The organism is Acidisarcina sp., assembly GCA_035539175.1.
Lineage (GTDB): Bacteria > Acidobacteriota > Terriglobia > Terriglobales > Acidobacteriaceae > JANXZS01.
Genome location: DATLIY010000007.1, coordinates 531,991 through 556,611 on the forward strand (window position 1 = coordinate 531,991; position 24,621 = coordinate 556,611).

General features: G+C 59.0%; 19 protein-coding genes. 9 read left to right on the forward strand and 10 right to left on the reverse strand.

Features of this window, described 5'->3' with window-relative positions:
- The first annotated feature begins 10 nt into the window (after nt 1-10).
- The 4 genes from VM554_04965 to VM554_04980 all read left to right on the forward strand — a co-directional run bounded on the left by VM554_04965 (nt 11) and on the right by VM554_04980 (nt 5,296).
- Entirely contained in the window at nt 11-1,486 is a 1,476-nt protein-coding gene (locus VM554_04965; GenBank protein HVJ07711.1) for an FGGY family carbohydrate kinase, read from the forward strand.
- Nucleotides 1,487-1,595: 109 nt separating this feature from the next.
- Entirely contained in the window at nt 1,596-2,777 is a 1,182-nt protein-coding gene (locus tag VM554_04970; protein ID HVJ07712.1) for a TIM barrel protein, read from the forward strand.
- A 163-nt stretch (nt 2,778-2,940) separates the two neighbouring features.
- Nucleotides 2,941-4,221, forward strand: a complete 1,281-nt coding sequence (locus VM554_04975; protein ID HVJ07713.1) for an SGNH/GDSL hydrolase family protein — start codon at nt 2,941-2,943, stop codon at nt 4,219-4,221.
- A 34-nt stretch (nt 4,222-4,255) separates the two neighbouring features.
- Nucleotides 4,256-5,296 (forward strand): metallophosphoesterase, encoded by a 1,041-nt coding sequence (locus VM554_04980; protein HVJ07714.1) that lies wholly within the window; start codon nt 4,256-4,258, stop codon nt 5,294-5,296.
- A gap of 97 nt (nt 5,297-5,393) precedes the next feature.
- Here the strand turns inward: VM554_04980 and VM554_04985 are convergent, their stop codons facing one another.
- The 3 genes from VM554_04985 to VM554_04995 all read right to left on the reverse strand — a co-directional run bounded on the left by VM554_04985 (nt 5,394) and on the right by VM554_04995 (nt 7,611).
- A complete protein-coding gene (locus VM554_04985) occupies nt 5,394-5,978 on the reverse strand; it encodes a LemA family protein (protein ID HVJ07715.1) in 585 nt (194 codons plus the stop codon).
- 93 nt (nt 5,979-6,071) lie between these two features.
- Complete coding sequence (locus VM554_04990; protein HVJ07716.1) at nt 6,072-6,794, reverse strand: TPM domain-containing protein; 723 nt, start codon at nt 6,792-6,794, stop codon at nt 6,072-6,074.
- Between the two features lie 169 nt (nt 6,795-6,963).
- Nucleotides 6,964-7,611 (reverse strand): DUF4142 domain-containing protein, encoded by a 648-nt coding sequence (locus VM554_04995; GenBank protein HVJ07717.1) that lies wholly within the window; start codon nt 7,609-7,611, stop codon nt 6,964-6,966.
- A 122-nt stretch (nt 7,612-7,733) separates the two neighbouring features.
- Between VM554_04995 and VM554_05000 the strand changes: the two genes are divergently transcribed.
- From VM554_05000 to VM554_05010, 3 genes are all read left to right on the forward strand, one after another.
- Entirely contained in the window at nt 7,734-8,435 is a 702-nt protein-coding gene (locus VM554_05000; GenBank protein ID HVJ07718.1) for a phosphate ABC transporter ATP-binding protein, read from the forward strand.
- Nucleotides 8,428-9,210, forward strand: coding sequence for an iron export ABC transporter permease subunit FetB (gene fetB / locus VM554_05005; GenBank protein HVJ07719.1), 783 nt, complete (start codon nt 8,428-8,430; stop codon nt 9,208-9,210). Before VM554_05000 ends, fetB begins: the two co-directional genes overlap by 8 nt.
- A gap of 62 nt (nt 9,211-9,272) precedes the next feature.
- Complete coding sequence (locus VM554_05010; GenBank protein ID HVJ07720.1) at nt 9,273-11,375, forward strand: S9 family peptidase; 2,103 nt, start codon at nt 9,273-9,275, stop codon at nt 11,373-11,375.
- 36 nt (nt 11,376-11,411) lie between these two features.
- Here VM554_05010 and VM554_05015 read toward each other — a convergent pair whose 3' ends face one another.
- The 3 genes from VM554_05015 to VM554_05025 all read right to left on the reverse strand — a co-directional run bounded on the left by VM554_05015 (nt 11,412) and on the right by VM554_05025 (nt 14,799).
- Nucleotides 11,412-13,298, reverse strand: a complete 1,887-nt coding sequence (locus tag VM554_05015) for an ABC transporter ATP-binding protein (protein ID HVJ07721.1) — start codon at nt 13,296-13,298, stop codon at nt 11,412-11,414.
- Nucleotides 13,299-13,302: 4 nt separating this feature from the next.
- Nucleotides 13,303-13,680, reverse strand: a complete 378-nt coding sequence (locus tag VM554_05020) for a hypothetical protein (GenBank protein ID HVJ07722.1) — start codon at nt 13,678-13,680, stop codon at nt 13,303-13,305.
- Between the two features lie 207 nt (nt 13,681-13,887).
- Nucleotides 13,888-14,799, reverse strand: a complete 912-nt coding sequence (locus tag VM554_05025) for an SCO family protein (GenBank protein ID HVJ07723.1) — start codon at nt 14,797-14,799, stop codon at nt 13,888-13,890.
- A gap of 61 nt (nt 14,800-14,860) precedes the next feature.
- On the opposite strand from VM554_05025, the gene VM554_05030 reads away from it, so the two are divergent.
- Together VM554_05030 and VM554_05035 are read left to right on the forward strand one after the other, a co-directional pair.
- Complete coding sequence (locus tag VM554_05030; GenBank protein HVJ07724.1) at nt 14,861-17,635, forward strand: PD-(D/E)XK nuclease family protein; 2,775 nt, start codon at nt 14,861-14,863, stop codon at nt 17,633-17,635.
- Nucleotides 17,628-21,287: a UvrD-helicase domain-containing protein gene (locus VM554_05035; protein HVJ07725.1), complete on the forward strand. Its 3,660-nt coding sequence runs from the start codon at nt 17,628-17,630 to the stop codon at nt 21,285-21,287. The genes VM554_05030 and VM554_05035 overlap by 8 nt, the downstream gene beginning before the upstream one ends.
- 30 nt (nt 21,288-21,317) lie before the next feature.
- Here the strand turns inward: VM554_05035 and phoU are convergent, their stop codons facing one another.
- From phoU to pstC, 4 genes are read right to left on the reverse strand one after another with little or no spacing between them, the layout of a single operon-like run.
- A complete protein-coding gene (gene phoU, locus VM554_05040) occupies nt 21,318-22,022 on the reverse strand; it encodes a phosphate signaling complex protein PhoU (protein HVJ07726.1) in 705 nt (234 codons plus the stop codon).
- Nucleotides 22,019-22,777: a phosphate ABC transporter ATP-binding protein PstB gene (gene pstB / locus VM554_05045; protein ID HVJ07727.1), complete on the reverse strand. Its 759-nt coding sequence runs from the start codon at nt 22,775-22,777 to the stop codon at nt 22,019-22,021. The genes phoU and pstB overlap by 4 nt, the downstream gene beginning before the upstream one ends.
- Complete coding sequence (pstA, locus tag VM554_05050; GenBank protein HVJ07728.1) at nt 22,777-23,652, reverse strand: phosphate ABC transporter permease PstA; 876 nt, start codon at nt 23,650-23,652, stop codon at nt 22,777-22,779. The genes pstB and pstA overlap by 1 nt, the downstream gene beginning before the upstream one ends.
- 10 nt (nt 23,653-23,662) lie before the next feature.
- On the reverse strand, nt 23,663-24,547 hold the full coding sequence (gene pstC, locus VM554_05055) for a phosphate ABC transporter permease subunit PstC (protein ID HVJ07729.1): 885 nt from the start codon (nt 24,545-24,547) through the stop codon (nt 23,663-23,665).
- Between the last annotated feature and the right edge of the window lie 74 nt (nt 24,548-24,621).

The following is a 24,621-nucleotide window of genomic DNA, read 5'->3' on the forward strand; positions in this document are numbered from 1 at the left end:
GGGGTCTAACTTGACCAGCCAATGCGCTCAAAAGGAACCTGCGCTGCCAGAGGCTATCGACGGCCGGGCAATCGTCGCAATCGACCTGGGAGCCGAAAGCTGCCGCGTCAGCCTGCTTCGCCACCGCAAGGGCTGCTCCAGCGTGGAGTTGGTGCACCGCTTCTCCAACTCTGCCGAGGATAGGCATGGCAGCCTGCGATGGGATCTGGATTCCATCTGGGGCGGACTACAGGAGGGCCTGCGTAAATGCGCCACAATCGCAACCGAAGGGATCGCCTCGATTGGCGTAGATGGCTGGGCGGTAGACTACGTGCGGCTGGGAACCGACGGACGTCCCCTCTTCAAGCCCTACTGCTATCGCGATCCGCGAACCTTCGCAACTGAGGATTGGGTTCGCACGCGGCTCGACGGCGAAGACCTGTACCGACTTACCGGCGTCCAGCCTCTGCGTATCAACACCCTCTTCCAACTGCTGGCGGATAATGACGCGGGTATCCCCACAAACGCACCGTGGCTGAATCTGCCGGAGTACATCCTCTACCTGCTCTCCGGGGTGCGGGTAGCGGAGTATAGCAACGCAACGCACACGCAACTCGTCGAGTGTGGCTCAGCAAAATGGTCCGCGGAGCTGTTCCACTTGCTCGGGCTGTCGCTGGAGGCGGCTCCGCCGATCGTTCCATCGGGCACGATCCTCGGGCCACTCCGCGGGCCGCTGTCAGAGCTGCCTGCATTCGCACACACTCAGATCATTGCGCCTGCATGCCACGACACAGCCTCGGCAATCGCTGGAATCTCCGCCGAGGGCGAGGACTGGGCCTACATCAGTTCAGGAACGTGGTCTCTCGTTGGCGCTCTGCTGCCCGCTCCCTGCACAACACCGGCAGCGTTCACCGCAAAGTTCACGAACCTGGGCGCGACAGGCGGAGAGATCTGCTTCCACCGCAATGTCAACGGCATGTGGCTGCTGCGCCAGTGCATCGAGACATGGAAGGCCGCTGGAAAGGAGTGGAAGGTCGAAGACCTGGTGGCAGCCGCTCGACTCCTTCCCCCATCCGCTCTCCGCTTCGACATCGATGAGCCCAGCCTGCTGCTGCCCGGCGACGTACTATCCCGCATCAATCTGCAGTTGACAGCGGTTGGCTTTGAAACCCTGCCTGCCGATCCGGACCATGCTCCCGAGGTGACCAGCGTGCTGTTGCAGAATATGGCGGCAACCTATGCGCAGGTTCTTGCAGAAATCCCTGCGCTGACCGGGAAGCAGATTCACCGCATCTATGTTGTGGGAGGCGGTAGCCGCAACGCGCTTTTGAATGACCTGACGGAAAGGGCCAGCGGGCTTCCTGTAGCAACCGGATTCGCCGAAAGCTCCACGATGGGCAACCTGGCGATTCAACAGGCTGCGCTGCGGGCCAAGGGCTCGCCGGCAGGAGTGAGCGCAGTGGAGGTGAAAGCTCATGTGCGGCAACTGGAAAGTGCCTGCCGCTGATTTACATTTGAACTTATTTCACATTTGCTACGCAGGGTTGCTATAGTTAGGCGCAATCTTAGAGCGCGCAACCTTGGCTAAGCGCAGCAAGAAGATAAAAGGGGAAGTCATGACGGAATACTCCGACGCCCTCGAACTGGCGATGAATCAATTTGCAATCGAAGTGCCTTCATGGGGTTTTGCAAACACCGGCACGCGATTTGGAAAATACCTGCAGACTACGGCTGCTACCACTCTCGAAGAGAAGTTCGCAGATGCCAGTCAGGTCCACATCTTTACCGGCAAGTGCCCTACCATGGCGCTGCATGTGGAGTGGGATCTTCCTCAAGGCACCTCGATCTCTTCGGTACTGGAGTTGAGCGCCAAATACGACGTCGGTCCGGGCTCGATCAATCCCAATCTGTTTCAGCGTCAGGCGTATAAGCATGGATCCCTGTGCAACGAACGGCCGGAGATTCGCGCCGAGGCGCTGGAGCACATTCTCTATTCCATTGACCTCGCCGCGGCGCTTGCCAGCCGGGATATCTCCTTGTGGTTTGCGGATGGATCGAACTATCCAGGCATGTCCAATATCCGCAAGCGAAAGCAGTGGATGGAGGAGGGCCTGCGGCAGGCGCATGAGCATCTGCATCCGGGGCAGCGCATGCTGGTGGAGTACAAGCCCTTTGAACCTGCCTTTTATCACACCGACATTGCCGACTGGGGGATGTCTCTGTTGCACGCTCGCCACGCGGGCCCTCAGGCGAAGGTGCTGGTAGACGTGGGGCATCATTACCTTTCGCAGAACATCGAGCAGATTGTGGCATGGCTGCTGAGCGAGAACATGCTCGGCGGATTCCACTTCAACGACCGGCGCTATGCTGATGACGATCTAACGCTCGGCTCGATTGATCCCTATCAAGTCTTCCGCATCTTTGCGGAGATTGCACACTTCGAATGGGAGACGAACACCAGGGCGGACATCGCCTACATGATCGACCAGAGCCACAATGTAAAGAACAAGATTGAGGCAATGATCCAGACCGTGACAACGGCGCAGGAACTCTATGCGAAGGCTGCACTGCTGAACCACGAGGCGCTGGAATACCATCGCGAGCATCAGGAGATCATCGATGCGGAGAACGTCTACAAAGACGCCTTTGCAACCGATGTTCGTCCCTTCCTGAAAGACTGGCGCAGAGCCCGCGGCCTTCCGGAAGATCCGTTGAAAGCCTTCCGGGCCAGCGGATATCTGCAGGAAGTGGCGCGGCAGCGTCAAGGCAGGCAGGGGGAAACTGCTGCCTATGCATGAGGCCTGCAGATGCCTTCCCTCTCTGCGCGAAAGCTGCGCTTCCCGCAATGAGACTTCGCCGCTTTGACCGGAGGCGAGGTCTCCACTTCACTCCGCCCTTCCTGTACGATGGCTATCAACCTTCGCTTCAGCGAATTGGAATGCAGGAAGTTCTGGAGGAATTGTGAGTCGTATCTCGTCGTTGTGTTCCGCCGTAGCACTCATCGCAGCATCTTCACTGGCAGCCATCGCGCAGGCACCGTCTGCGGCCAGCACCGCATCAAGCTTCTCAGTTCGCGATGGCGATCGTGTGGTTTTTTACGGTGATAGCATCACCGAACAGCGGAGATACACAGAGTACGTTGAAGAGTATCTTCTGACGCGCTTCCCGCACTGGAAAGTTACCTTCTGGAATGCCGGCGTAGGCGGGGACAAAGTCAGCGGTGGCTGGGCTGGACCAGTTGATCTGCGGCTCGAACGCGATGTGTTTGCGGAGCGGCCCGACGTGGTGACGATCATGCTCGGCATGAACGACGGCTATTATCGTCCGTCTCAGCCCGGCATCGCATCCACCTTCAGCGCAGGCTACCGGCACATCGTCGACTCCATTCAGAAGACGCTGCCCCAGGCACGCATCACGCTCATCCAGCCCAGCCCCTATGACGATGTAACGCGAGACCCCATGTTTCCCGGCGGCTACAACGGCGCATTGCTCAAGTTCAGCGACTCCATCGCACAGCTTGGGCAGGAAAAGAATCTTGCAGTCGCAGACTTGAATGCTCCCGTCACCTCCTTCCTGAAGACGCTGAACCAAAACTCCCCCGATCTCGCTACGCTGCTGCTGCCGGATCGCGTGCACCCCTCCGAAGGCGGCCACTGGCTTATGGCTGAGGCGCTGTTGAAGAGATGGAGCGCACCGTCGCTGGTAAGTTCCGTTACCCTCGCCGCAGTTTCCAAGTCCGGAGCCGAAGCGCAGAATGCAAGCGTGACGGATCTGCGACGCCTAAAAGGAAGGCTTAGCTGGACACAGTTGGATGAAGCTCTGCCGTTGCCCTTCCCGCCCGCAGAGGTTGACCCCGTGCTTGCCCTCACCGTGAAGCTCTCCGACCTGGTTTCTACCCTAGACCGGCAGATGCTGCAAGTGCGCGGGCTGCCCACGGGAAACTACGATTTGCTGATCGACGATCGAAAGATTGCGTCCTTCTCTTCAGAGGAGTTGAGCGCAGGCGTCAACCTGGCGACGCTGGAAACACCGATGCTGGAACAGGCGCGCCTGGTGGCTGTCGATACCGAAAAGAAAAATGAGATAGAAGCATCGCGCTTCAAGATCATCAACGTTTCGGCAACAGCCGAGGCATCCAAGACGGCTGAAGCTCTGCGTCTCGCTCTGCCCACCGCGGAGGCACGTCAGCGTGCGGATGCGCAACCGCGTCCTCATCGCTTTGAAATTGTTCCGCACGCATAAAACGCCAGGACTCCACGCCTGAAGGTTCCCCATTATGCAATGGAAGTTTGGATTCTACACGGCGGCCGCGGTTCTTCTCGCGGTCGCCGTAGCTCATTATCGGCCTGCAATTACGCAGAGCGGACAGAAGACAGCGGTTCCGCCAGATAACGCCGCAACCAACAGCCTGCGCAGTGCGTCGGGCTCCACATTTCGCGTACCAAGCGATCCGATCGCGAAACACTGGTCGCTGATTGCATATGGAGATATGCGCTTCACCGATCCCAGCAACACCGAAGCCACCAACCCCAAGGTACGGCGCTGGCTTGTGGATCAGATTGCCAGGGAGCATCCCGATGCACTGCTGCTCTCCGGCGATGTTCCTTACAACGGCAACGTTGCGAATGACTACGATGTGTACCGCGAAGAAGCAGCTCCATGGCGAGAAGCCGGGATCCGCGTCTACCCTGCGCTGGGCAACCATGAACTGCGTGGACCGGAGGCGCTGGAACCGCAGAACTGGTGGCACGCCTTCCCCGAGCTGAAGGGACGCCGCTGGTACTCGGTAGAAATGGCGAATGCCTACATCCTCACTCTCGACTCGAATCTATCGCTGGATGAGGGAAGCCGCCAACGAAGCTGGTTGGAGGATCAACTCGGCCATCTTCCGCGGGAGACGAAGTTTGTCTTTGTATCGCTGCATCACCCGCCGGTAGCCGACTCCATCCAGGGCGACTCCTCGCACGATGTTCGCGCCAACGAGCGGCAACTTGCGACGCTGCTGGAAAAGACCGCCGCAGGGTCCTCTGCCAAGTTTCTGGTGATCGCCGGGCACATTCATAACTATCAGCGCTTCCTGCAAAACGGCGTCGTCTATCTCGTCTCCGGGGGAGGCGGCGCAAAGCCGTATCCCATCGCCCGCACAGCGGCAGATCTTTATCGCGATCCGGCTTTTCCGAATTACCACTATGTAAAGTTCGTCTATGACGGAAAGCAACTGAACGCGACGATGTACCGCGTACGGTATCCCGAAGGCGCGACCGCAGAGTGGGAGGCAAAGGACACCTTTACGGTCACTCTCAACGCCGAGAAGTAGGCCAGGCTTTCCGGAAACGGCGTCGCAGTAATCCAATAAGTAGAGCCCCGCATACCATCGCGGGGCTCTACTTATTTTCGGATTGTGAGATAGCCGGTTACTGGTTGAACTTAACGGTTGGTACGGCTCGCGAGCCTTCGCTGGCCTGGAAGTAGGCCGGGTTACGATGGAAGCCTGCAATACCCGCCCATATGCTGTTGGGAAACTGCTGGATGAAGGTGTTGTAGTCCTGCAGTGCCTCGTTGTACCTGCGACGTTCTACCGAGATGCGGTTTTCCGTTCCGGCCAGTTCATCCTGCAGCCGCATAAAGTTCTGGTTCGACTTCAGTTCGGGATAGTTCTCCGACAAGGCAAGCAGCCGCCCGAAGGCCGAATCCAGGCGCCCGTTTGCTTCGATCTTGGATTGTGGATCGCGGGCATTCAGCAAGCCGGCGCGCGCATTGGCGATATCGCCGAAGACGGTCTGCTCCTGCTTAGCGTAGCCCTTCACCGTTTCGACAAGGTTCGGAATAAGGTCTGCGCGGCGTTGCAGCACAATGTCCACCTGCGACCAGGCGCTCTTGACGGCCTCATCCTTGGCCACCATCTGGTTTTTCGCGCTGATATAGCTGCCGGCAATCAGCAGCAACACGATAAAGATGACACCTACTACGGCTAAACCGATCCAAAGCCCGCGCTTCATAGCTACATTCTCCTTGCTCCAAATCATCCGATCTGGAGAACCGGGTTACCAACACTGTGGGGAATCAAAAAACAAAAGCCAAGCTTGAATAGCTTACCAGTCTCCGCTGGCACCTCCGCCCCCGGAGCTGCCGCCGCCAAACCCGCCGAAACCTCCACCCCCGCCATCGCCACCGCCGCCCCAGCGACCACCGCCACCTCTGCCTCCACCGCCAAGCAACATGCCGAGCAGGAAGCCAAGCAGTCCTCCCCCACCCAATCGGGAGAGCAGGGCAAGAACAAAGAAGATGACAATTGCGAAGAGAAGGATTTGCCCCAGGCTCAGCGGCTTGCCTATAGGCTGCGGCGGCCCTCGACGAGGTGCGCCCTGAATGGTGACGCCTGCGTCCGCAGCGATCACCTGCGCAACCTGCTGCACCGCAAGAGTAACGGCGGAATCGAAGTCATTGGCGCGCAGATAAGGAACCATCTGCCTGCCGATATCTCCCACCTTGCCATCGGGCAGGATGCCTTCGAGTCCATAGCCCGTCGTGATGCGGCGCTTGTGGTCCTCGGTGGCGAGCAAGATCATAATGCCGCGATCCGTACTCTTGCCGCCAATCTTCCATTTGTCCCAGAGGCGAATCGCGTAATCGTCGATATCCCCGCCGTCAAGGTTCTTAACGGTGACTACAGCAATCTGGGCATGCGCCTGCTGATCCACCTGAAGGCAGTACCGATCGAGAGCCTGCACCGTCGCGGGAGACAGGACGTGGGCAAAATCGCTGACGTAATCGGTGGGTTGAGGCAGATCTTCAATTCGCTCTGCGGATGCCACTAGTCCGGCAGAGCAAAGAAATAGCAATAAGAACAGAGTCGTGCTGATTCGGCACCGCATCATGTGCCGTTATTGTACCCAGAAATCCGGACCACCACCTATTGGCGGCGGCTCGCATCCGGGGAATCGCTATACATTATCAAGCGTCTTCCTGGTTATTATCGAGCGCCTACTTCCTGGTCACGCCCGAAGATGCCGCATTCGATTTGGCCAGTTGCTGCACCTCATCGAGGTGAGATTTGATTACCGGAGCGCCCTTCTGTGCTGCGTCCTTCACTGCCGGAATCACCGCAGACTCCGACTCACGTTGGAACTCGGCATAATCCTTCTTGTGGTCCTTCACCATCGCCTGGAGATAAGCCGCATCGAAGTCACTGCCGGAGAGTCCCTGCAGCTTGGTCAGCAATTCATTGTCCTGCTTGGCGAGAGTCGTCGGAATCTTGACACCGATCTGTTGCGCGACTGGTTTCATCTGCTCACCAAGCCGCGTATGGTCATCGACCATACGCTGACCGAATTTCTTCACGTCGTCATTGCTGCCCTTCTCCGCTGCGAGCTTGCCGAGAGCTACTTCAGCCATTCCGCCCTGCAGCGCATCATGGACAAACTTCTGATCCATCTGCTGCTGCGAGAAGCTTTCTGTCTCGGTGGAGGGCCGACTCTCATCCATGCCGGGTCTTTGACCGATTCCGGGAGAGGCGCTGTTCGGCGGTCCCTGCGTCGGGGGTCCCTGCATCTGGCCGAGCGCTATCCCTGCCGATAGAAGGGACGACGCGGCAAACCACAGCAGGCCACGCGGAATCCAGTTATAGCTCATCCTTCACCACCTGTCCTATCGAGGTGAGATACAGAAAATCACCGCGACGATGCCCGCTGTTCTCTCCGCTATCCGATGGGAAACCTGGCAGGCTGCGCTCCGTGTAGACTGACCTTGCGCCTATGAGTTCCTCTCCCAATGTGCTGGAGTGTATTGACTTAAGCCGTGTGTTACCCGCGACGGCAGAGAAGCCTGCCAAAATTCTGCTCAGTGGAGTGAGCTTTCCTGTAACGCGCGGCGAAGTGCTGGCTGTCGTGGGACCGAGCGGCGCGGGCAAGAGCACGCTTCTTCGTTTGCTCAATCGCCTGGACGAGCCCACCGGCGGTTCCGTTCTATTCCATGGAAAGGATTATCGGGAAATTCCTCCGCGCGAGTTACGGCGGCAGGTTGGAATGGTGATGCAGAGAGCCTTCCTCTTTCCCGGTACGATCGCGGACAACGTACGGTTTGGGCCGAAGCAGCAAGGCATCGACCTTCCGGATGCGACGGTTGCGGACCTGCTGGTGCAGGTGGGTCTGGCGGGCTTTGCGGATCATGACGCCTTGACGCTCTCTGGAGGAGAGGCGCAGCGAGTTGCCATCACTCGTGCGCTGGCGAACAAGCCAGAGGTGCTCCTGCTCGACGAGCCGACGTCAGCCCTGGATGACGCTTCGAAACTTGCGGTGGAGAGTCTGCTGGAGTCGCTCATCCGGCAGCGCCACCTCACCTGCGTATGGGTAACACACGATGCGGCGCAGGCCCGGCGAATGGCAGATATGGTCCTGATGCTGGAGGCTGGCCGCGTGACCGCGCACGGCAATGCAAAGGAGCTGCTCCATGCTTAGTCACTTTTTCCATAGCCAGTTGGGCCTGGGCGCCGCCGAGTGCATCGCCGCTGCGGTGATCGCGCTGCTGGCCATGGTGCTGGCCCGGCGGCGCGGCGTGGATATGCTCGGCGATCTGCCGCTGGCGTTGTTGCGCGGCATTGCGCAAGTCGTCGCCGTGGGCGCGATTCTTGCCGCCCTGCTGCATGGACCGCAGTGGACCTCCCTGATCGTTCTGAGCATCATGATGATCGCGGCTGCGACCATCGTGCGCCGCAGGGCGAAGAGCATCCCTCGGGCATTTACGCTCGCGCTGATTTCCATCTTTGTCGGTGCGGGCAGCGTAATCGCGATCATGGTCGCCCTCGGCGTCATTCCGCTGCGCATCACCATATTGATCCCGGTCGGCAGCATGATCATCGCCAACACTATGAATACCCAGGCACTCTTTCTGGATCGATTTCGCGGGGAACTAAAGAGCCATGTTGGCGAGATCGAATCGGCCCTGGCTCTTGGAGCGACACCTGATGCGGCGTCGATTCGCTACCTGCAGGCGGCGTACAAGGCGAGCCTGATCCCCTCTATCGACAACGTGCGCTCGCTGGGCATTGTGTGGATCCCGGGCCTCATGGCCGGAATGATTCTCTCCGGCTCATCGCCTGTCTATGCTGCGCTTTACCAGTTTGTGGTCATCACGACGATCTTCTCTGCCGCCGCTATTACCTGCCTCACGGCAAGCTACCTGATCACCGGCAGGGTCTTCACGGAGCATCAGCAGTTGTTGATCCGCGGCTAAGCTCCCTTTTCTGCGCGGACCACTACACGGCAAGCGCCGGGCGGGGTATGCTTGCCTCAGCTATGAGCACACCCGAGACCGCTACTTCCCAAGCAAACGCTAAAGCAGACGCTGCACCGGTTGCCCGCCGCGAACCGAAGCAAACCACTCTCCATGGCCACACGCTGGTCGATGACTATGCCTGGCTGCGCGAGAAATCGAGCCCTGAAGTCGTCGCCTATCTGGAGGCGGAGAATGCCTACTCCAACGCCATCATGCAAGGGACGGAGAATCTGCAGAAGGAGCTCTACGACGAGATGGTGGGGCACATCAAGGAGACCGATGTATCGGTTCCCTTCCCGGAGCGCGGCTACCTCTACTACACGCGCACGGAGCAGGGGCTCCAGTACCCCATCTATTGCCGCAAGTCGCGCCAGGAGGGAGACAAGGCGCCGGAGCAGGTACTGCTCGACGTCAACGAGCTGGCAAAGAATGAAGACTTTATGGCGGTGGATGTCTTTACCGTATCCGATGACGGCAACCTGCTTGCCTACTCCACCGACACGACAGGCTTCCGCCAGTACACGCTCCATGTGAAGGACCTGCGCACGGGTGAGACGCTCGCCGATCGCGTGGAGCGCGTTGGCTCCATCGTCTGGGCGAACGACAATCGAACCCTCTTCTACTCGGTGGAGGATGAGGAGCAGAAACGCCAATACCAGTTCTACCGGCATGTTGTGGGCGCTCCCCACGAGCAGGATGTGCTGGTGTACGAAGAAAAGGATGAACGATTCAACATCGGTGCCGGCCGCACCTGCGATGGCCAGTACATCATCCTCGCCTCTGGCAGCCACACCACGACGGAAGAGCAGTTTCTTCCCGCCGGAACACCCGAGGGCGCATGGACGCTCATCCACCCGAGAGAAGATGACCTGGAGTACTACGCCGATCATCGCAATGGCATCTTCTACATCCGCACCAACGACGCTGGCAGAAATTTCCGGCTGGTTACCACGCCCGTTGACAAGCCGGGACGCGAACATTGGACAGAGATGCTGCCGCACCGCCCCGATGTGATGCTGGAAGAGGTTGAGGTATTCGCGTCTTTCTACGCAGCGTGGGAGCGCAGCAACGGCCTGCCGACGCTCCGCGTCTTTCGCTTCGCTGATGCGGGCCTGTCCACTGGACCAGCGGCGGAAGTCTCCTTCCCGGAACCGGTATATAGCGTAGACCCATACATCAATCGCGAGTTCGACACGACGAAATACCGCTATAACTACCAGTCGCTGGTAACGCCCGCGTCGGTCTACGAGTATGACGTCCTCAGCGGAACCTCGGCCCTCCTCAAGCAGCAGGAGGTTCCCGGCGGCTTCGACCGGTCGCTGTACCAATCCGAGCGCATCTTTGCCAAGGCCGCCGACGGAGTCGATATTCCCGTCTCCATCGTCTATCGCAAAGATAAAAAGGGCAACGGCGCCAATCCGCTGTGGGTCTATGGCTATGGCTCGTATGGATATGCGCTGCCGATTCGCTTCAGTTCGAACCGCCTGATCTTGTTGGATCGCGGATTTGTGCTTGCCTTTGCGCATATTCGCGGCGGCGGAGACATGGGGAAGCCATGGCATGACGCCGGACGGCTGATGCAGAAGCGAAACACCTTCACCGACTTCATTACGGTGACGGAAGCGTTAACCGCGAAGGGCTATGGCGACCCGAATCGAGTTGCGATCGAAGGCGGCAGCGCCGGTGGATTACTGATGGGTGCCGTCGCCAACATGCGGCCCGAACTCTTCCGCGCCGTCGTCTCGCATGTCCCCTTTGTCGACGTGATGAACACGATGCTGGATGCTTCCCTCCCGCTGACGGTGCCGGAGTACGAGGAGTGGGGCAATCCCAATGAGCAGCCTGCGTTCGAGTACATGCTCAGCTACTCCCCTTATGACAACCTGCGGCAGGCCGCCTATCCCGCAATGCTGGTCAAAACCTCTCTGAACGATAGTCAGGTCATGTATTGGGAGCCGGCGAAATATGTGGCGAAGCTGCGCACGCTCGACACCGGCGGCCACGCTCTGCTGCTCTACACCAACATGAGCGCAGGCCATGGCGGCGCCAGCGGCCGCTATGACTACCTGAAGGAGATCGCCTTCGATTACGCATTCCTCATGCGCGAATTAGGAGTGGCGTAGCTGGGGTGAGAACGCGCAGTGCCGCGAGAGCAGGAGCTACTTCGTCTCTTCCGGCACTGCATCTCCCTCACCAGGAGCGAGGAAGAGATTCGTCTCCAACCCATGCTGCCGGGTGTAGAGGTCGTAGTAGCGTCCACCGAGCGCATACAGGCTCTCATGGGTTCCGCGCTCCACAATCCTCCCCGCCTCGACCACCAGGATCTGATCGGCGCGGCGGATCGTCGAGAGCCTGTGCGCAATTACGAAGGTGGTGCGCCCCCGCATCAGGTAGCTCAACCCCTCCTGGATCATCGCCTCGGATTCCGAGTCGAGCGACGAGGTAGCCTCATCGAGTATAAGAATGCGCGGATCGGCAAGGATGGCGCGCGCAATGGACAGCCGCTGACGCTGTCCTCCCGAGAGCTTGACGCCGCGCTCCCCGACAATTGTGTCGTAGTTCTCCGGAAAACGCTCTGCGAATTCGTCGACGCGCGCGATGCGGCAGGCGGATAGAAACTCTTCTTCCGTCGCATCGGGACGCGAGAAAAGTATGTTGTCGCGGATCGATCCATCGAACAGGAAGGAATCCTGCAGCACTACCCCAAGCTGGCTGCGGTAGCTATCCAGCTTCACCGTGGAGAGGTCCACTCCATCGATCAGCACCGCTCCGGCATTGGGTGTGTGGAACGCGCAGATGAGGCTGATGATCGTGGACTTGCCCGAGCCGGACGAGCCGACCAGCGCAGTCACCGTACCCGGGTTCGAGAGAAAGGAGACCTCATGCAGGACCGGCTTCTCCGGATCGTAGGCAAAGCTCACATTGTCAAACGCAACCTCGCCATGGATCGTTGGCAGAACAACCGTCCGTGCCGGATCGGCGTCCTCCTGGCGTTCGTTCAGAATTTCGATGGTGCGGTCGAGCCCTGCGATTGCTTCCGTGATCTGCGTGCCCACATTCACGATCTGAAAGACCGGAGCGATCATAAACGCCAGCAGCATCGTGTATTGGAAGTATCCGCCGGTCGTCAGTTGATGATTGAGAACCTGGTGTCCGCCGAGCAGCATCACCAGGCCGCCAACTATCCCCAGCACCGTAGTCGAGACAAAACCCAGGGCGCTGGTAGCAGTCAGTGACTTCATCACGTTATCCAGCAGGCGCTGCACACCTTGCGCAAAGACGCCGGCTTCGCGATCCTCTGCGTGATAGCCCTTGATCACGCGCACACCACCCAGCGATTCTGTCAGGCGGCCAGTAACCTCGGCGTTGATCCTGCTGCGCTCGCGGAAGATAGGACGAATAATCTTGAATGCCTTTTGCAGCACGAAGACAAAGAGCAGGATCACGGAGAAAACAATAAGCGTGATGCGCTGGCTCTTATACAGCAGGATGCCGAAGACGATGAGCGCGGTGAGCAGGCCGCCGACGAAATCCACCAGGCCCGTGCCAATCAGATTCCGCACGCCTTCAACGTCCGTCATAATGCGGGAGACCAGCGTGCCGGTACGGTTGGCATCGTAGAAGCTCACGGGTAGCCGCCCGATGTGCTGCTGCACCTGCTTGCGAAGATCGGCAATCATCCGCTGCCCGGCCTTGGACAGCAATTGCGTCAGCGAGAACGAGGTCATCGCCTGCACAGCCGTGGCGGAAAAGACCGCGGCAACCAGCCAGGGCAGTTTGCCTGCTCCGCTGCCATCGCTCTTGAGCACGGTATCGATCAGGTACTTTGTGGAGAGCGGAAGCACCAGCCCTGTAACGCTCTTCAACCCGGTGAGCATCAAGCCCAGCAGCAGGATCCAGCGGCGCGATCGAACCAGCTTCCATATCTCCGGCACGACCTTGCGCAGGTTGGGTTTGTGCTTCTTTTCGGGCGAGTCCCCTCCACCATGTGACCCACGACCGCTGATACTGCGCTCGGCCCGCATCGACATGGTGGAAGGACGCATATTTTTAGACAACCCCCGTGCGGCGCGCCGCGATAAACGAGCGCACACATAGCACAACATAGACGAATGTGAGAGCGGCCATGGCAGCCTTGGCCTCAACTGCCGCCGGATAGGGGAAGGGCTGTCCCTGCATCATCTGGAAGAAGTTCACAACCGATTTGACCGTACCCAGAAACCCAAGCAGTCCCACCGTCACCGCGATATGCATGAACAACTTGCGCCGGGAAGCATCGGGGGTTTTGGCCAGCAATCCAAAGATTGCCAGAAGGACGCCGAACGCACATGGAATCAGGGCGGTGTAGTGAGTGCTTCCTGTGCCAACAAAACCTATAACGCCAAGCAGTATGAGCAGAATGCCGAAAACCACCGTAACCTTTGCCATGAAGAAACTTGCCTCCAGACCATTATGAAGAAAACTTGCCTCCGGACCATCAGCGAAACCCGCGATGATCCTCTACAAACTGAGTACCGATAGAGATGCACGAACGTCTTAAGTCGATTCAGTGTTTCAGCGTAACAGGACCGGGCGCAAGGGTGGAAGAATTGGCCTGCTGCTTCGGGCACGCTACGGCGCCTGGCAATGCGCCTGTTAGCTATGCGCCTGCAGGGATTGCCGGATGTCTTTGATTACGTCCTCCGGCTTCCAATCGTTGCCGGGATACCATTGCGCCACCTTGCCATCCGGTCCAATCAGCACGGTAGAAAGCGAGTGTGTAATGGTCTTGTTTGCCTCGGGCGCCACGCCAACATCAAAAAACTTCGTAATCTCCGGCTGTTCGGCCTTCGCTGGAGCGGCAAAGTCCCAGTGACTGAACGTCTCGTTGGTGTACTTGCCCGTGTAGGCGCCGCCGTAACTGCGTAGAACCTGCGGCGTATCGTAGTCCGGATCAAAGCTCACACTCAGCAGGTGGGTCTTCGCATAGAGCGCCTGATCCCCCGCAAGAGCCTTATCGATCGTCGCGAAATTCCGGCTCATGCGTGGGCAAAAGTCTGCCAGCGGACACCGCGTATAGATGAAGGTGACCAGCAGGGCTTTGCCGTGAAACTCTGCCAGATGAATCTGACGGTTACTCTGGTTGAGAAACTTAAAGTCGGGCACCTCATCGCCGGGCTTGGGAATGTGATACATGGCTGCCGGCTTGTAATCCGGCTTTGCCTGCCCAACGATGACGACGTGGTCCAGCAGCACGTCCTGATCGGATACCAGAATGTCTGCCGTTATCGTGTCCCCGGGATGGAACTCGCTCAGGATCGTGGGATCCTTTAACTTATAGGGCATCGTCATCGCCGACATGAAGCCGGGAATCGCCTCATGGTCGAGCGTCACCTCGCTCCGGGCAGCATCGATAGATACCACCTTGCCGCGCAGCTTGTAAGTCTTGAACGGTGCTCCCGAAGACGCGGACGAGCTAGCCGCCGGCTGCCCCTTGCGACAGCCGGAGCTGAAAACGCCAAGCGACAGAACAGCCAGACATAAAACCAGTATGGGAAAGCGATTCACGCTACAGTTTACACTGCCACATGCTGCAAATTTCCAGAACCTGCGAGAGTATAAAGCAGACATGGATCCTGCTGTCGAAGTTCTGGAGTATCTGGCCGGTGGAGGGCTGGTCGTCACCGCAAATCCGCGCGCCGCTCGCACCTTGCGGCGCGCCTATGCGGATTGGCAGAGGCTCCGGGGTGCCCAGGCATGGGCCTCGCCAACCGTGGCCGATTGGTCAGGCTGGCTGGGCGAGCTCTGGGCGGAATACGCGTTCTCAATTAAGGATGCGCCTCTCCTGCTCTCTTCCCTGCAGGAGCGCTGGCTCTGGAAGCGCGTGGTGCAGTCGCAGGAGGAAGCGAAGCTGGTGGTTTCCGTGGATCCCCTAACGGCTCTCGCGCAACAGGCATACTCGCTTCTATCGGATTACGATGCGCAGGGACGGCGGCAGTTTCCCTGGTCGACCCGCGGAGAGGACTCCCTGAGCGACCCTGAGGCATTCCGCCGCTGGGCCTTCGCCTTTGATGGAGAGTGCCGCAGACGTCGCGCCATCAGCCACAGCCAACTCACCGCCACGCTGGCCGAGCAGATCCATAAGGGGAGCATCGCCGTGCCCCCGGAGATACGTCTCCTCGGCTTTGACAGGCTCACGCCCGGACAACAGAAGCTGCTGGATGCGCTCCAGGAGATGGGCTCCGTAATTACGAGGCTCGTGTCGCCTGAAGCTGCTGCACCTCCCCGCCTGATACTGGCGCAGAACCGCCGCGACGAAATTGCCACCTGCGCAGCATGGCTGCGAAAGCTGCTCCTCAAAGATCCCTCACTTCGGATAGCCGTAATTGTCCCTGACCTTGAAGCTGCTCGGGGAGAGATCGAGCGCACCTTTCGCCGCATGCTTGCCCCGGAATCGATGAACATCTTGGCGAAACCAACATCCCTGCCCTTTGAGTTTTCGCTCGGCGTGCCGCTGGCAACGCTTCCTGTAGTACGCGCGGCGCTCCTCCTGCTGCGCTGGATCGACTCTCCGCTGATGGCCGAGGAGCTATCCTGGTTGCTGTTATCTGGATTTGTCGCAGTTACGGATACAGACCCCCTTCTGCTCTCTGAAATCGATTTCCGCCTGCGAGGATCGGGCCTGATGCAGCAGGAGATCAGCCTTTCCAACTTCGCAAAGCAACGCCAGCAGCAAGCGAACGATGCGGGAAAGAAGCTGGTGCAGCGCCTCAGCAACATGTCGCGGATTGCTCGCGTAGATCGCCCCCGCGAGGCCCTGGAGTGGACGGAACTGGCACAGGCCATGCTTTCCACCGCCGGATGGCCGGGGCCTGCGGAACCCGACAGTATCGAATTTCAGGCGCGCAAGAAATGGGCACGACTGCTGGAGAGCATGGCCACTCTTGGCTTTGACGACTATCGCCTTTCCTACAGGGAATTCCTGTCGTTTCTGGAAAGACACGCAACCGAAGCCATCTTTTCACCCGAATCACAGGATGCGCAGGTACAGGTGATGGGACCAGCAGAGTCCTCAGGCCAGAGCTTTGACGCGGTCTGGTTCCTTGGCGCGGAGGAAGGCACCTGGCCGCGAAGTGGGAGGCCGCATCCCCTGCTTCCGCTTGCAGTCCAGCGCGCTGCTGGAATGCCGCACTCCACCGCCGCAACGGATTGGGATCTCGCACGGACCACAACTCTGCGCGTAGCTTCGAGCGCGCCTGTCTCGATCTTCAGCTACTCCGGGCAGAATGAAGACGGGGCTCTGCGGCCCTCTACGCTGCTGCGTGAGCTGCCAGAATGCCCCGAGGCTCTGCCTTCGGATGAACTTCGCGCGGAACTCGCGCTCGAATCAGAACCTCCGCCTCTGGATCGTACGGAGAAGGTCCCGGACAGCGCCGGAATTCCCTGGCCGAGCGACAGAACGGTTGGCGGCTTCGCTGTTCTCAAGCGTCAGTCCGCGTGTCCCTTCCAGTCCTTCGCAGCAGCCAGGCTTTTTGCCAGCGAACTGGAAGAGGTGCAATGGGGCTTATCCGCGTTGCAGCGAGGGGACCTGCTTCACTCCGTGCTGGAGCGGCTTTGGTCTCAAGCACCGGCAGAAGGCCGGCTCCACTCGCTGAGCGATCTGCACTCTGCAATCCACGGCAACACGCTGGACGCAATGCTGACAACGCATATCGAGGAGGTCTTCAAACGGTATCCCGCCACGCAGGAAGCAGACGCCTGGACCACGACCTACCTTCAGGCGGAAAAAGAGCGGCTGCATATGGTCCTTACCTCCTGGCTTATGTATGAGGCCGATCGCCAACCCTTCACCGTGGAGGCGTGCGAAAAGGCCATGAAGGATGTTTACGTGGGAGATCTGCGCCTCGATCTGCGCATGGATCGCGTTGATCTGCTGAGCGATGCGACTCGCCTGCTGATCGACTATAAAACCGGCGAAGTCTCCACCTCACAGTGGACTGTGCCCCGGCTGGAGGAGCCACAACTCCCCCTCTATGCCACGTATGGCGGACTGGAAGATGTTCAGGGCCTTGTCTTCGCCCAGATTCGCGCTGGAAAGATGAAGTTCGTCGGACACGTACAGAATCCGAAGGAGCAACTGTTCGCTCATCTCGGCGGTACAGCAGCGCTGGTGAAGAAGCCTCTCGACGAGACGATGAGAAATGCCTGGAAGGAAGACCTTCTCGAATTGGCGAATGGCTTCGTGCGCGGCGAAGCCTCTGTAGATCCCAAGCGCTATCCGCAGACCTGTAAGCACTGTGCGTTTCCCGCACTCTGTCGAGTGGCGGAGACCGCCGTGCCGCACCTCGCAGTGGACACCACATATTCCGGGAACAGCAACGGGGAGGATGAGAGGAATGATTGAGTCGGAAGCTACGCGCTACGTGGACTCCGCGGCGCGCGCTGAGGCCCTCGATACAAGCGACTCCTGCATCGTCCAGGCCCCTGCCGGATCGGGCAAGACCGAACTGCTGACGCAACGCTTTCTGCAATTGCTGAGCGAAGTCGATTCACCGGATCAGATCCTCGCGATCACCTTCACGCGCGCGGCCACTGCGGAGATGCGGCGGCGCATCCTGGAAAGCATGGAACACGCAATGAGCGATGAGAGCGATCCTGCGCTGGAACCAGCGCGGCGGGCGCTGCGCCATGCTGAAAGACAGGGATGGGATCTGCTCCGCAATCCGCAACTGCTCAAAATTGAGACCATCGATTCCTTCTGCCTTTCGCTCGCGCATCGAACGCCACTGCTTGCCCGGCTTGGTGGAACTTTTCAGCCTACCGAGGCCGCGGGAGCGCTGTATTCGCTTGCGGCACGGCGTACCCTGCAGAGACTTGGCGGATCGAACAGGCAGTTAACCGAGGCCATCCAGACCCTGCTCGAACTGCGCGATAACGGACTCGCAGAGTGCGAACAGTTGATCGCGAATATGCTGGCTCGTCGCGATCAATGGCGGCACGCATTCGTCTTCAACGAGGACGAGGATTGGCAGAGCACCGTGCGTCAGGAGCTGGAGAAGCCCATGGCCCGCGCAATTCGACGCGTGCTGGAGAGGCTCACCGGCATGCTCGAGGCAGCGGGTGAGAATGGCCAAGACTTAGCAGAACTCGCCGCATTTTCCTGCCGAAACCTGCAATCGCCGGAATGTATCAGACACAAGCACAATTTCAAGAGGATCGCCGCTCTTGCTGCCCTTGACGGCTTCCCTTCTCACGCGCAAACAGATGTAGATGCCTGGAAGGCGGTCTCTGCTTTTCTGTTGACGGGCGGCCAAAGCTGGCGTCAAAGACTTTCTATCGCTGAAGGATTCCTCGCCGATTCCGCGTCGGAAAAGAACAGATTCCACGCACTCGTGCACCGGCTGGAGGCTATCCCCGGCTTCCATGAGGCACTCTGCGAGGTCGATAGCCTTCCGCCCGCGCATTACACCGAGGAGCAGTGGGTGCGGCTCTCCCGGCTCTTCCTCACGCTGCGGCAGGCCACCGCGGAGCTGCGTGTCATCTTCGCCGAACAGAACACTGTGGATTTTGTCGAGATTAGCTTCGCAGCCGCGCAGGTTCTGCGGTATCGCGACGAGGTGCTGGGCGAAACTCCGACTGAATTCGGGCTGGCTGCCAGCGATCAAGTGCGGCACCTGCTGGTGGATGAATTTCAGGACACCTCTCGCAGCCAGCAGGAGCTGTTGCAGATGCTGGTGAGCGGGTGGCTGCCGGGTGAGGGCCGCACCTGCTTCCTGGTTGGGGATCCGATGCAGTCGATCTATTTATTTCGTCAGGCAGAGGTCGAACTCTTTCACCATGCCCGCCTGCACGGATTAGGCTCCGGTCCGGATGCACTGCCACTGAAAAACCTGCAACTCACAACCAACTTTCGCTCGCACCGTGGCGTGGTGGATCGCCTCAACGAACTTCTCGAACCCATCTTCGCGCAAGGCTCCAACCCGGATGCGGCTTCGGTGGAGTTCACCCCGTCGGAAGCCAGCGATCCCGCCTTCGTTCCCGACAGCGTACACATCCTGCCGAATCTTATCGCACCACCGGCCTCGGGCCGTGTCTCCATCGAAGCCCGGCAGCAGGCACAGGAAGACGAAGCCAGCCAGATCCTCACCATTGTCGAAGCGCATCTTGCACAAATCGACGAAGCGAAACGTAACAATAAGAGTTACACAATTGCCATCCTATCTCGCGCGCGCAATCACCTTCTGCCAGTGGCGGAGAAGTTGCGCCAATCCGGCGTCCGCTTTCGTGCCGTCGAGATGGAAAACCTCGGTGACCGGCAGGAGGTGCTTGACCTCACCTCACTGCTGAAGGCCCTGCTGCACCCGATGGACAGGGTGGCGTGGCTCGCAGTGCTGCGCGCGCCATGGTGCGGGCTTACGCTCGCAGATCTGCATCAGCTCTGCGGCGCGGACGACAAGCTCCTGGCGAAGATTCCAGTGCTCCAGTTGCTGCGAACGCGCATTGGCTTGTTGAGTGCGGATGGACAGCAGCGAGCCCGCCGAACCCACATGGTTCTTGAAGCGGCTCTAGAGCAGCGCTATCGCCAATCGTCTTCGCAGCCTCTTGCCGTGTGGCTGGAACGCGTATGGCACAGCCTTGGCGGGCATGAGTGTGTGGACGCCATCGCGTATGAGAATGCACAGGTCTTCTTCAGCATGCTGGAAAAGATGGATGCCGACGGCATCGGATGCCTGGGGGAAGAGCTGAGAGACCGGCTTACGCGGCTCTTTGCTCAGCCTGATCCGGAGTCGAGCGAATCGGCAGGCATCCAGTTAATGACCATCCACAAGGCAAAGGGACTTGGATTCGACATCGTGATCGTGCCAGGCCTGGACCGCCAGCCCAATGGAGACAAGGCAAAGTTGCTATTGTGGCTGGAGCGCTCGATTCCGGCGTCTGACGAAACATACGCGGAAGAGGGAGACAGCGAGATTCTGGTGGCGCCCATCGGAGAAAAGGGGAAGGAGGCGGACTCGCTCTACTCCTGGGTAAAGAAGCAGGAGAAGATGCGCCTCGACGAAGAACAGAAGCGGCTCTTCTATGTAGCTTGCACACGCGCCCGGCGCGAGTTACACCTGCTGGGAACCGCGCTCATTCAGGCGAAAACCGATAAGAAGACGCAGGAAGTCACCTATTCGCTTACTGCTGGAAGCCCCAACAGCTTGTTGCGAACTGCATGGCCGAGTCTGGAAGCACCTTTTCTTCAAGCTCTACAAGCATGGCAAGAGAAGCAGTCTGCAACACCCGCGCCCGACAACCTGCTTCCCTTCCCGCCTCTTTCAGAGTCTCCGCTGCCTGGCGTTTACGACCTGGCAGCCGCTGAGGAGCAGCCCGCTACTCTTCGGCGGTTGCCGGAAAGCTTTGTTCCGGAAGATTTCCGAACTAATGTACCTGTCATTGCGACATATTCTTCCGATAGTTCCCCGGAGACTCTCTTTGAGCGTCCGGCAGGCTCCATCCGGGCACGAGCGTTCGGTGTCGCCGTGCATGCACTCCTTGAAAAAATCGCACGAACCCTCGCCGAAGGCACAGCCATTCTTCGCTGTCAGCAGAGCCTTGCTGAATGGCGGCCTGCGATTGAGAATAAGCTTCGGTCAGAGGGAGTCTCGAGCGCGCAGGCGTCCTCCCTCGCAAGCGAAGTCATCCGCGCAGCCTCTGAGGCGCTGGACGACGAGGTGGGAAGGTGGATACTCTCTCCCCACCTGGAAGCGCGGAATGAAGTTTCATGGAGCGGATGGGTGAAGGGCTCCCTGCGCAATGTGCGCATTGACCGCGTCTTTCGCGCTGGAGAAGACGTTGCCGCCCCAGGCGCGGACGTCTATTGGATCATGGATTATAAAACCGCCAGCCACAGCGCCAGTGGCCTGGCCGAGTTTCTTGCGAAAGAGAAGCAGGAGTACGAGCCGCAGCTTGCGGCCTACGCGGAAGTGTTGCGTCTGTTGAATGGGCCAACGACGCGGATCAAACTGGGCCTCTATTACCCCTTGCTTCGCAAGCTCGTGTCCTGGTCTGCCTGATGCCGGGAACACTGTCCAGCCGGAACTCTTCTAGGCTGGCTCCGTTCCTTCATCCTTCTCTCGCGGGCGCTCACTCGTACTGAGGTAGTGGCGCACATCCGCGCCTCGCACCCAGAAGATCACGTCTTCCGCAATATTCGTGGCGTGATCGGCAACGCGCTCCAGGCTGCGTGAAATCATGAGCGCGTTCAGCGCCTGCGGAGCCAGCGAGGACTTCTCCTTCATCACGTTGGAGAGCGCAAAGAACGCATTTTCGTTGAGCTTGTCTACGCTGTCATCCATCGTCAGCACGGTCTGCGCCAGCTCAGCGTCCGCCTCAATAAAGGCTTGCAGCGCTTTGCGGATCATTCCCGCGGCCAGCGAGGCCATGCGCTGGATATCCACCGGCAGCTCCACAGGAGGAAACGCCTGCAAGTCGCGGACACGCTCGGTGATCGTCACCGCAGCATCGCCTACCCGTTCCAGATCCGCGTTAATCTTGATTACCGACAGGATGAATCGAAGGTCGATGGCAGTAGGTTGTTCCATCGCAAGAAGGTCGATGGCCATCTGGTCGATGGAGCGCTCCAGGCGATTGATTGCCATTTCACTGCGCACCACGAGGTCGCAGATCGAGATGTCGCGAGTGCGATATGCCTCAATGGCACGCTGGATTGCCTGCTCGGACATCCCCGCCATCACCAGCAGCTTTTCCTTCAAGTCGTCAAGGCTTTGTTGAAACCTGAGCCGTATCATCCAAACCTGCCTGTGATGTAATCCTCGGTGCGCTTGTCGGATGGATTGGTAAAAATCTTGTGCGTCGAATCGAACTCCACGAGCTTGCCCAGCAGAAAGAAGCCGGTCGTTTCCGCAACACGCGCTGCCTGCTGCATGTTGTGCGTGACGATGACGATCGTATATTGCGTCTTCAACTGAAAGATCAGGTCTTCAATCTTTGCGGTGGATACGGGATCGAGCGCCGAGGCCGGCTCATCCATCAACAGCACCTCGGGATCGACCGCCAGAGCACGCGCAATACAAAGCCGTTGCTGCTGGCCGCCGGAGAGGCTGGCGCCAGACTTCTTGTGCAGATCGTCCTTCACCTCATCCCACAACGCCGAACTCTGCAGCGAGCGCTCCACGACTTCATCCAGCACGCGCTTGTTGCGGAAGCCGTTCAGCCGCAGTCCGGATGCAACGTTGTCGTAGATTGACATGGTGGGGAAAGGATTGGGGCGCTGGAAGACCATGCCGACACGACGCCGGATTTCAACCGGAGATGCCTCGGAGTAAATCTCAATGTCGCCGATGCGCACTTCTCCGGTAGCGCGTGCCGATGGATTCGTTTCATGCATGCGGTTCAAGCAGCGAACAAACGTCGATTTGCCGCATCCCGATGGGCCAATCAGCGCTGTCGCGTGATTGGCAGGAATGTTCATGTTGATCGAGAGAAGTGCATGATTCGATCCATACCATGCATTCAAATCGGTGACTTGAATCCCGACACCCACTAGTTCGCCCCTTTCAATATGCCGCGCGACGCCACGTAACGCACGAGCGAGACCGCAACCACAATCAGTGCGATCAGTACCAGCGCTCCGGCCCATGCCAATCGGTGCCATTCGTCATAGGGAGAGATGGCATATACAAAGATCTGCAGGGGTAGCGCGGCGATCGGCTCGTTAAGATTGGTGCTCCAGAACTGGTTGCCAAATGCGGTGAAAAGCAGAGGAGCCGTCTCTCCCGCCACGCGCGCAAAGGCCAACATGCATCCGGTAATGACTCCTGCAGATGCGGTCTTCAAGGTAATCGACAGCACGGAACGCCAGTTGGGAACGCCCAGGCCAAGCGCGGCCTCACGAATCGCGTGCGGCACCATCAGCAGCATCTCCTCCGTGGTACGTGTGATCGTCGGAATCATCATGATGCCGAGCGCCACGCCTCCCGAGAGGGCAGAAAAATGCTTCTGCGGCAACACTATCAGCGAATAGACCGCTATGCCCATCACAATCGAGGGCACTCCGTTCAGGACGTCCGCGGTAAAACGAACTGTGTTCGCCAGTCGTCCCCCTCGGCCAAACTCCGCAAGAAAGATGCCCGCGCCGATGCCGATAGGGACACCGACAACGCTGCCGACGCCAAGCAGAATGGCCGAACCAAGAATCGAATTCGCCATGCCGCCGCCCGCCTCGCCAACCGGCTTGGGTGCCTGCGTGAAGAAAGCGAAATTGAGCGAGTGAGCGCCCTTGTAAAGTAGATAGACGAAAATAGCCACCAGCGGAGTAACCACAAGAATCGTGCTTACAACGGCCAGTACCGTGGCAATGTTATTCACCGCATCGCGCCATAGCCGGTTCGCGGCGCTCGGATTGGACCTTTGAGCCATAGGTTTCTCGCTAGCTGACACGCGCAGGCGCGCCCCGGGTAACTGCCCATACCAGCAGGCGGGCCAGGGCGTTGACGATGATCGTCACTATGAACAGCGCCAGGCCAATCTCCATCAGGGCACTCAGATACAAATCGTCCGTTGCCTCAGTGAACTCGCTGGCGATCACTGCGGCCATGGAGTAGGCGGGTGCAAAGAGAGACTTGGCGATATCGGGCCGATTGCCGATCACCATGGTGACAGCCATTGTTTCGCCGAGAGCGCGGCCAAGCCCCAGAATGATCGATCCCACAATTCCGATGCGCGCATTCCGCAGGACGCTCATGCGAATCATCTCCCAGCGGGTCGCACCCAGCGCCAACGCCGCCTCGCGCTGGCTTTGCGGAACAGCGGTCATCACCTCCCGCGTGAGCGAGGAGATGATGGGCAGAATCATAATCGCGAGAATTACCCCGGCGGCCAGCATGCCGATGCCAAAATTTGGACCGCTGAAAAACCCCGTCCAGCCGAGGGTCTTGGCGAGCACCGGATTTACGTGCTCCCGCAGAATTGGAACCAGGACGAAGATAGCCCACAGTCCATAGACCACGCTGGGAATCGCGGCCAGCAGCTCAGTGATAAATGCGAGCGGCGCGCGCAGGAACCGTGGACACATCTCGGTGAGAAAGATTGCCAGACCGATCGCCAGAGGTACGGCCAGCAGGAGCGCTACAAACGAGGAAACCAGCGTCCCATAAACAAACGGTAAAGCCCCGAAGTCACCGCTTACGGGGTCCCATGCCTGGCGGATAAAAAATGCCATCCCGAACTTGGTGATCGATAACTTGGATCGCATTACCAGTTCGACGGCAATCAAAGCGACGATCCCAAAAATGCTGCAGGCACATAGCAGCATGAGCCAGCGAAATGAGCCGTCCGCGAAAGCCGAATTCCCGCGGCCGAGCAAAAATTTCCTCACTGCAGATGGCG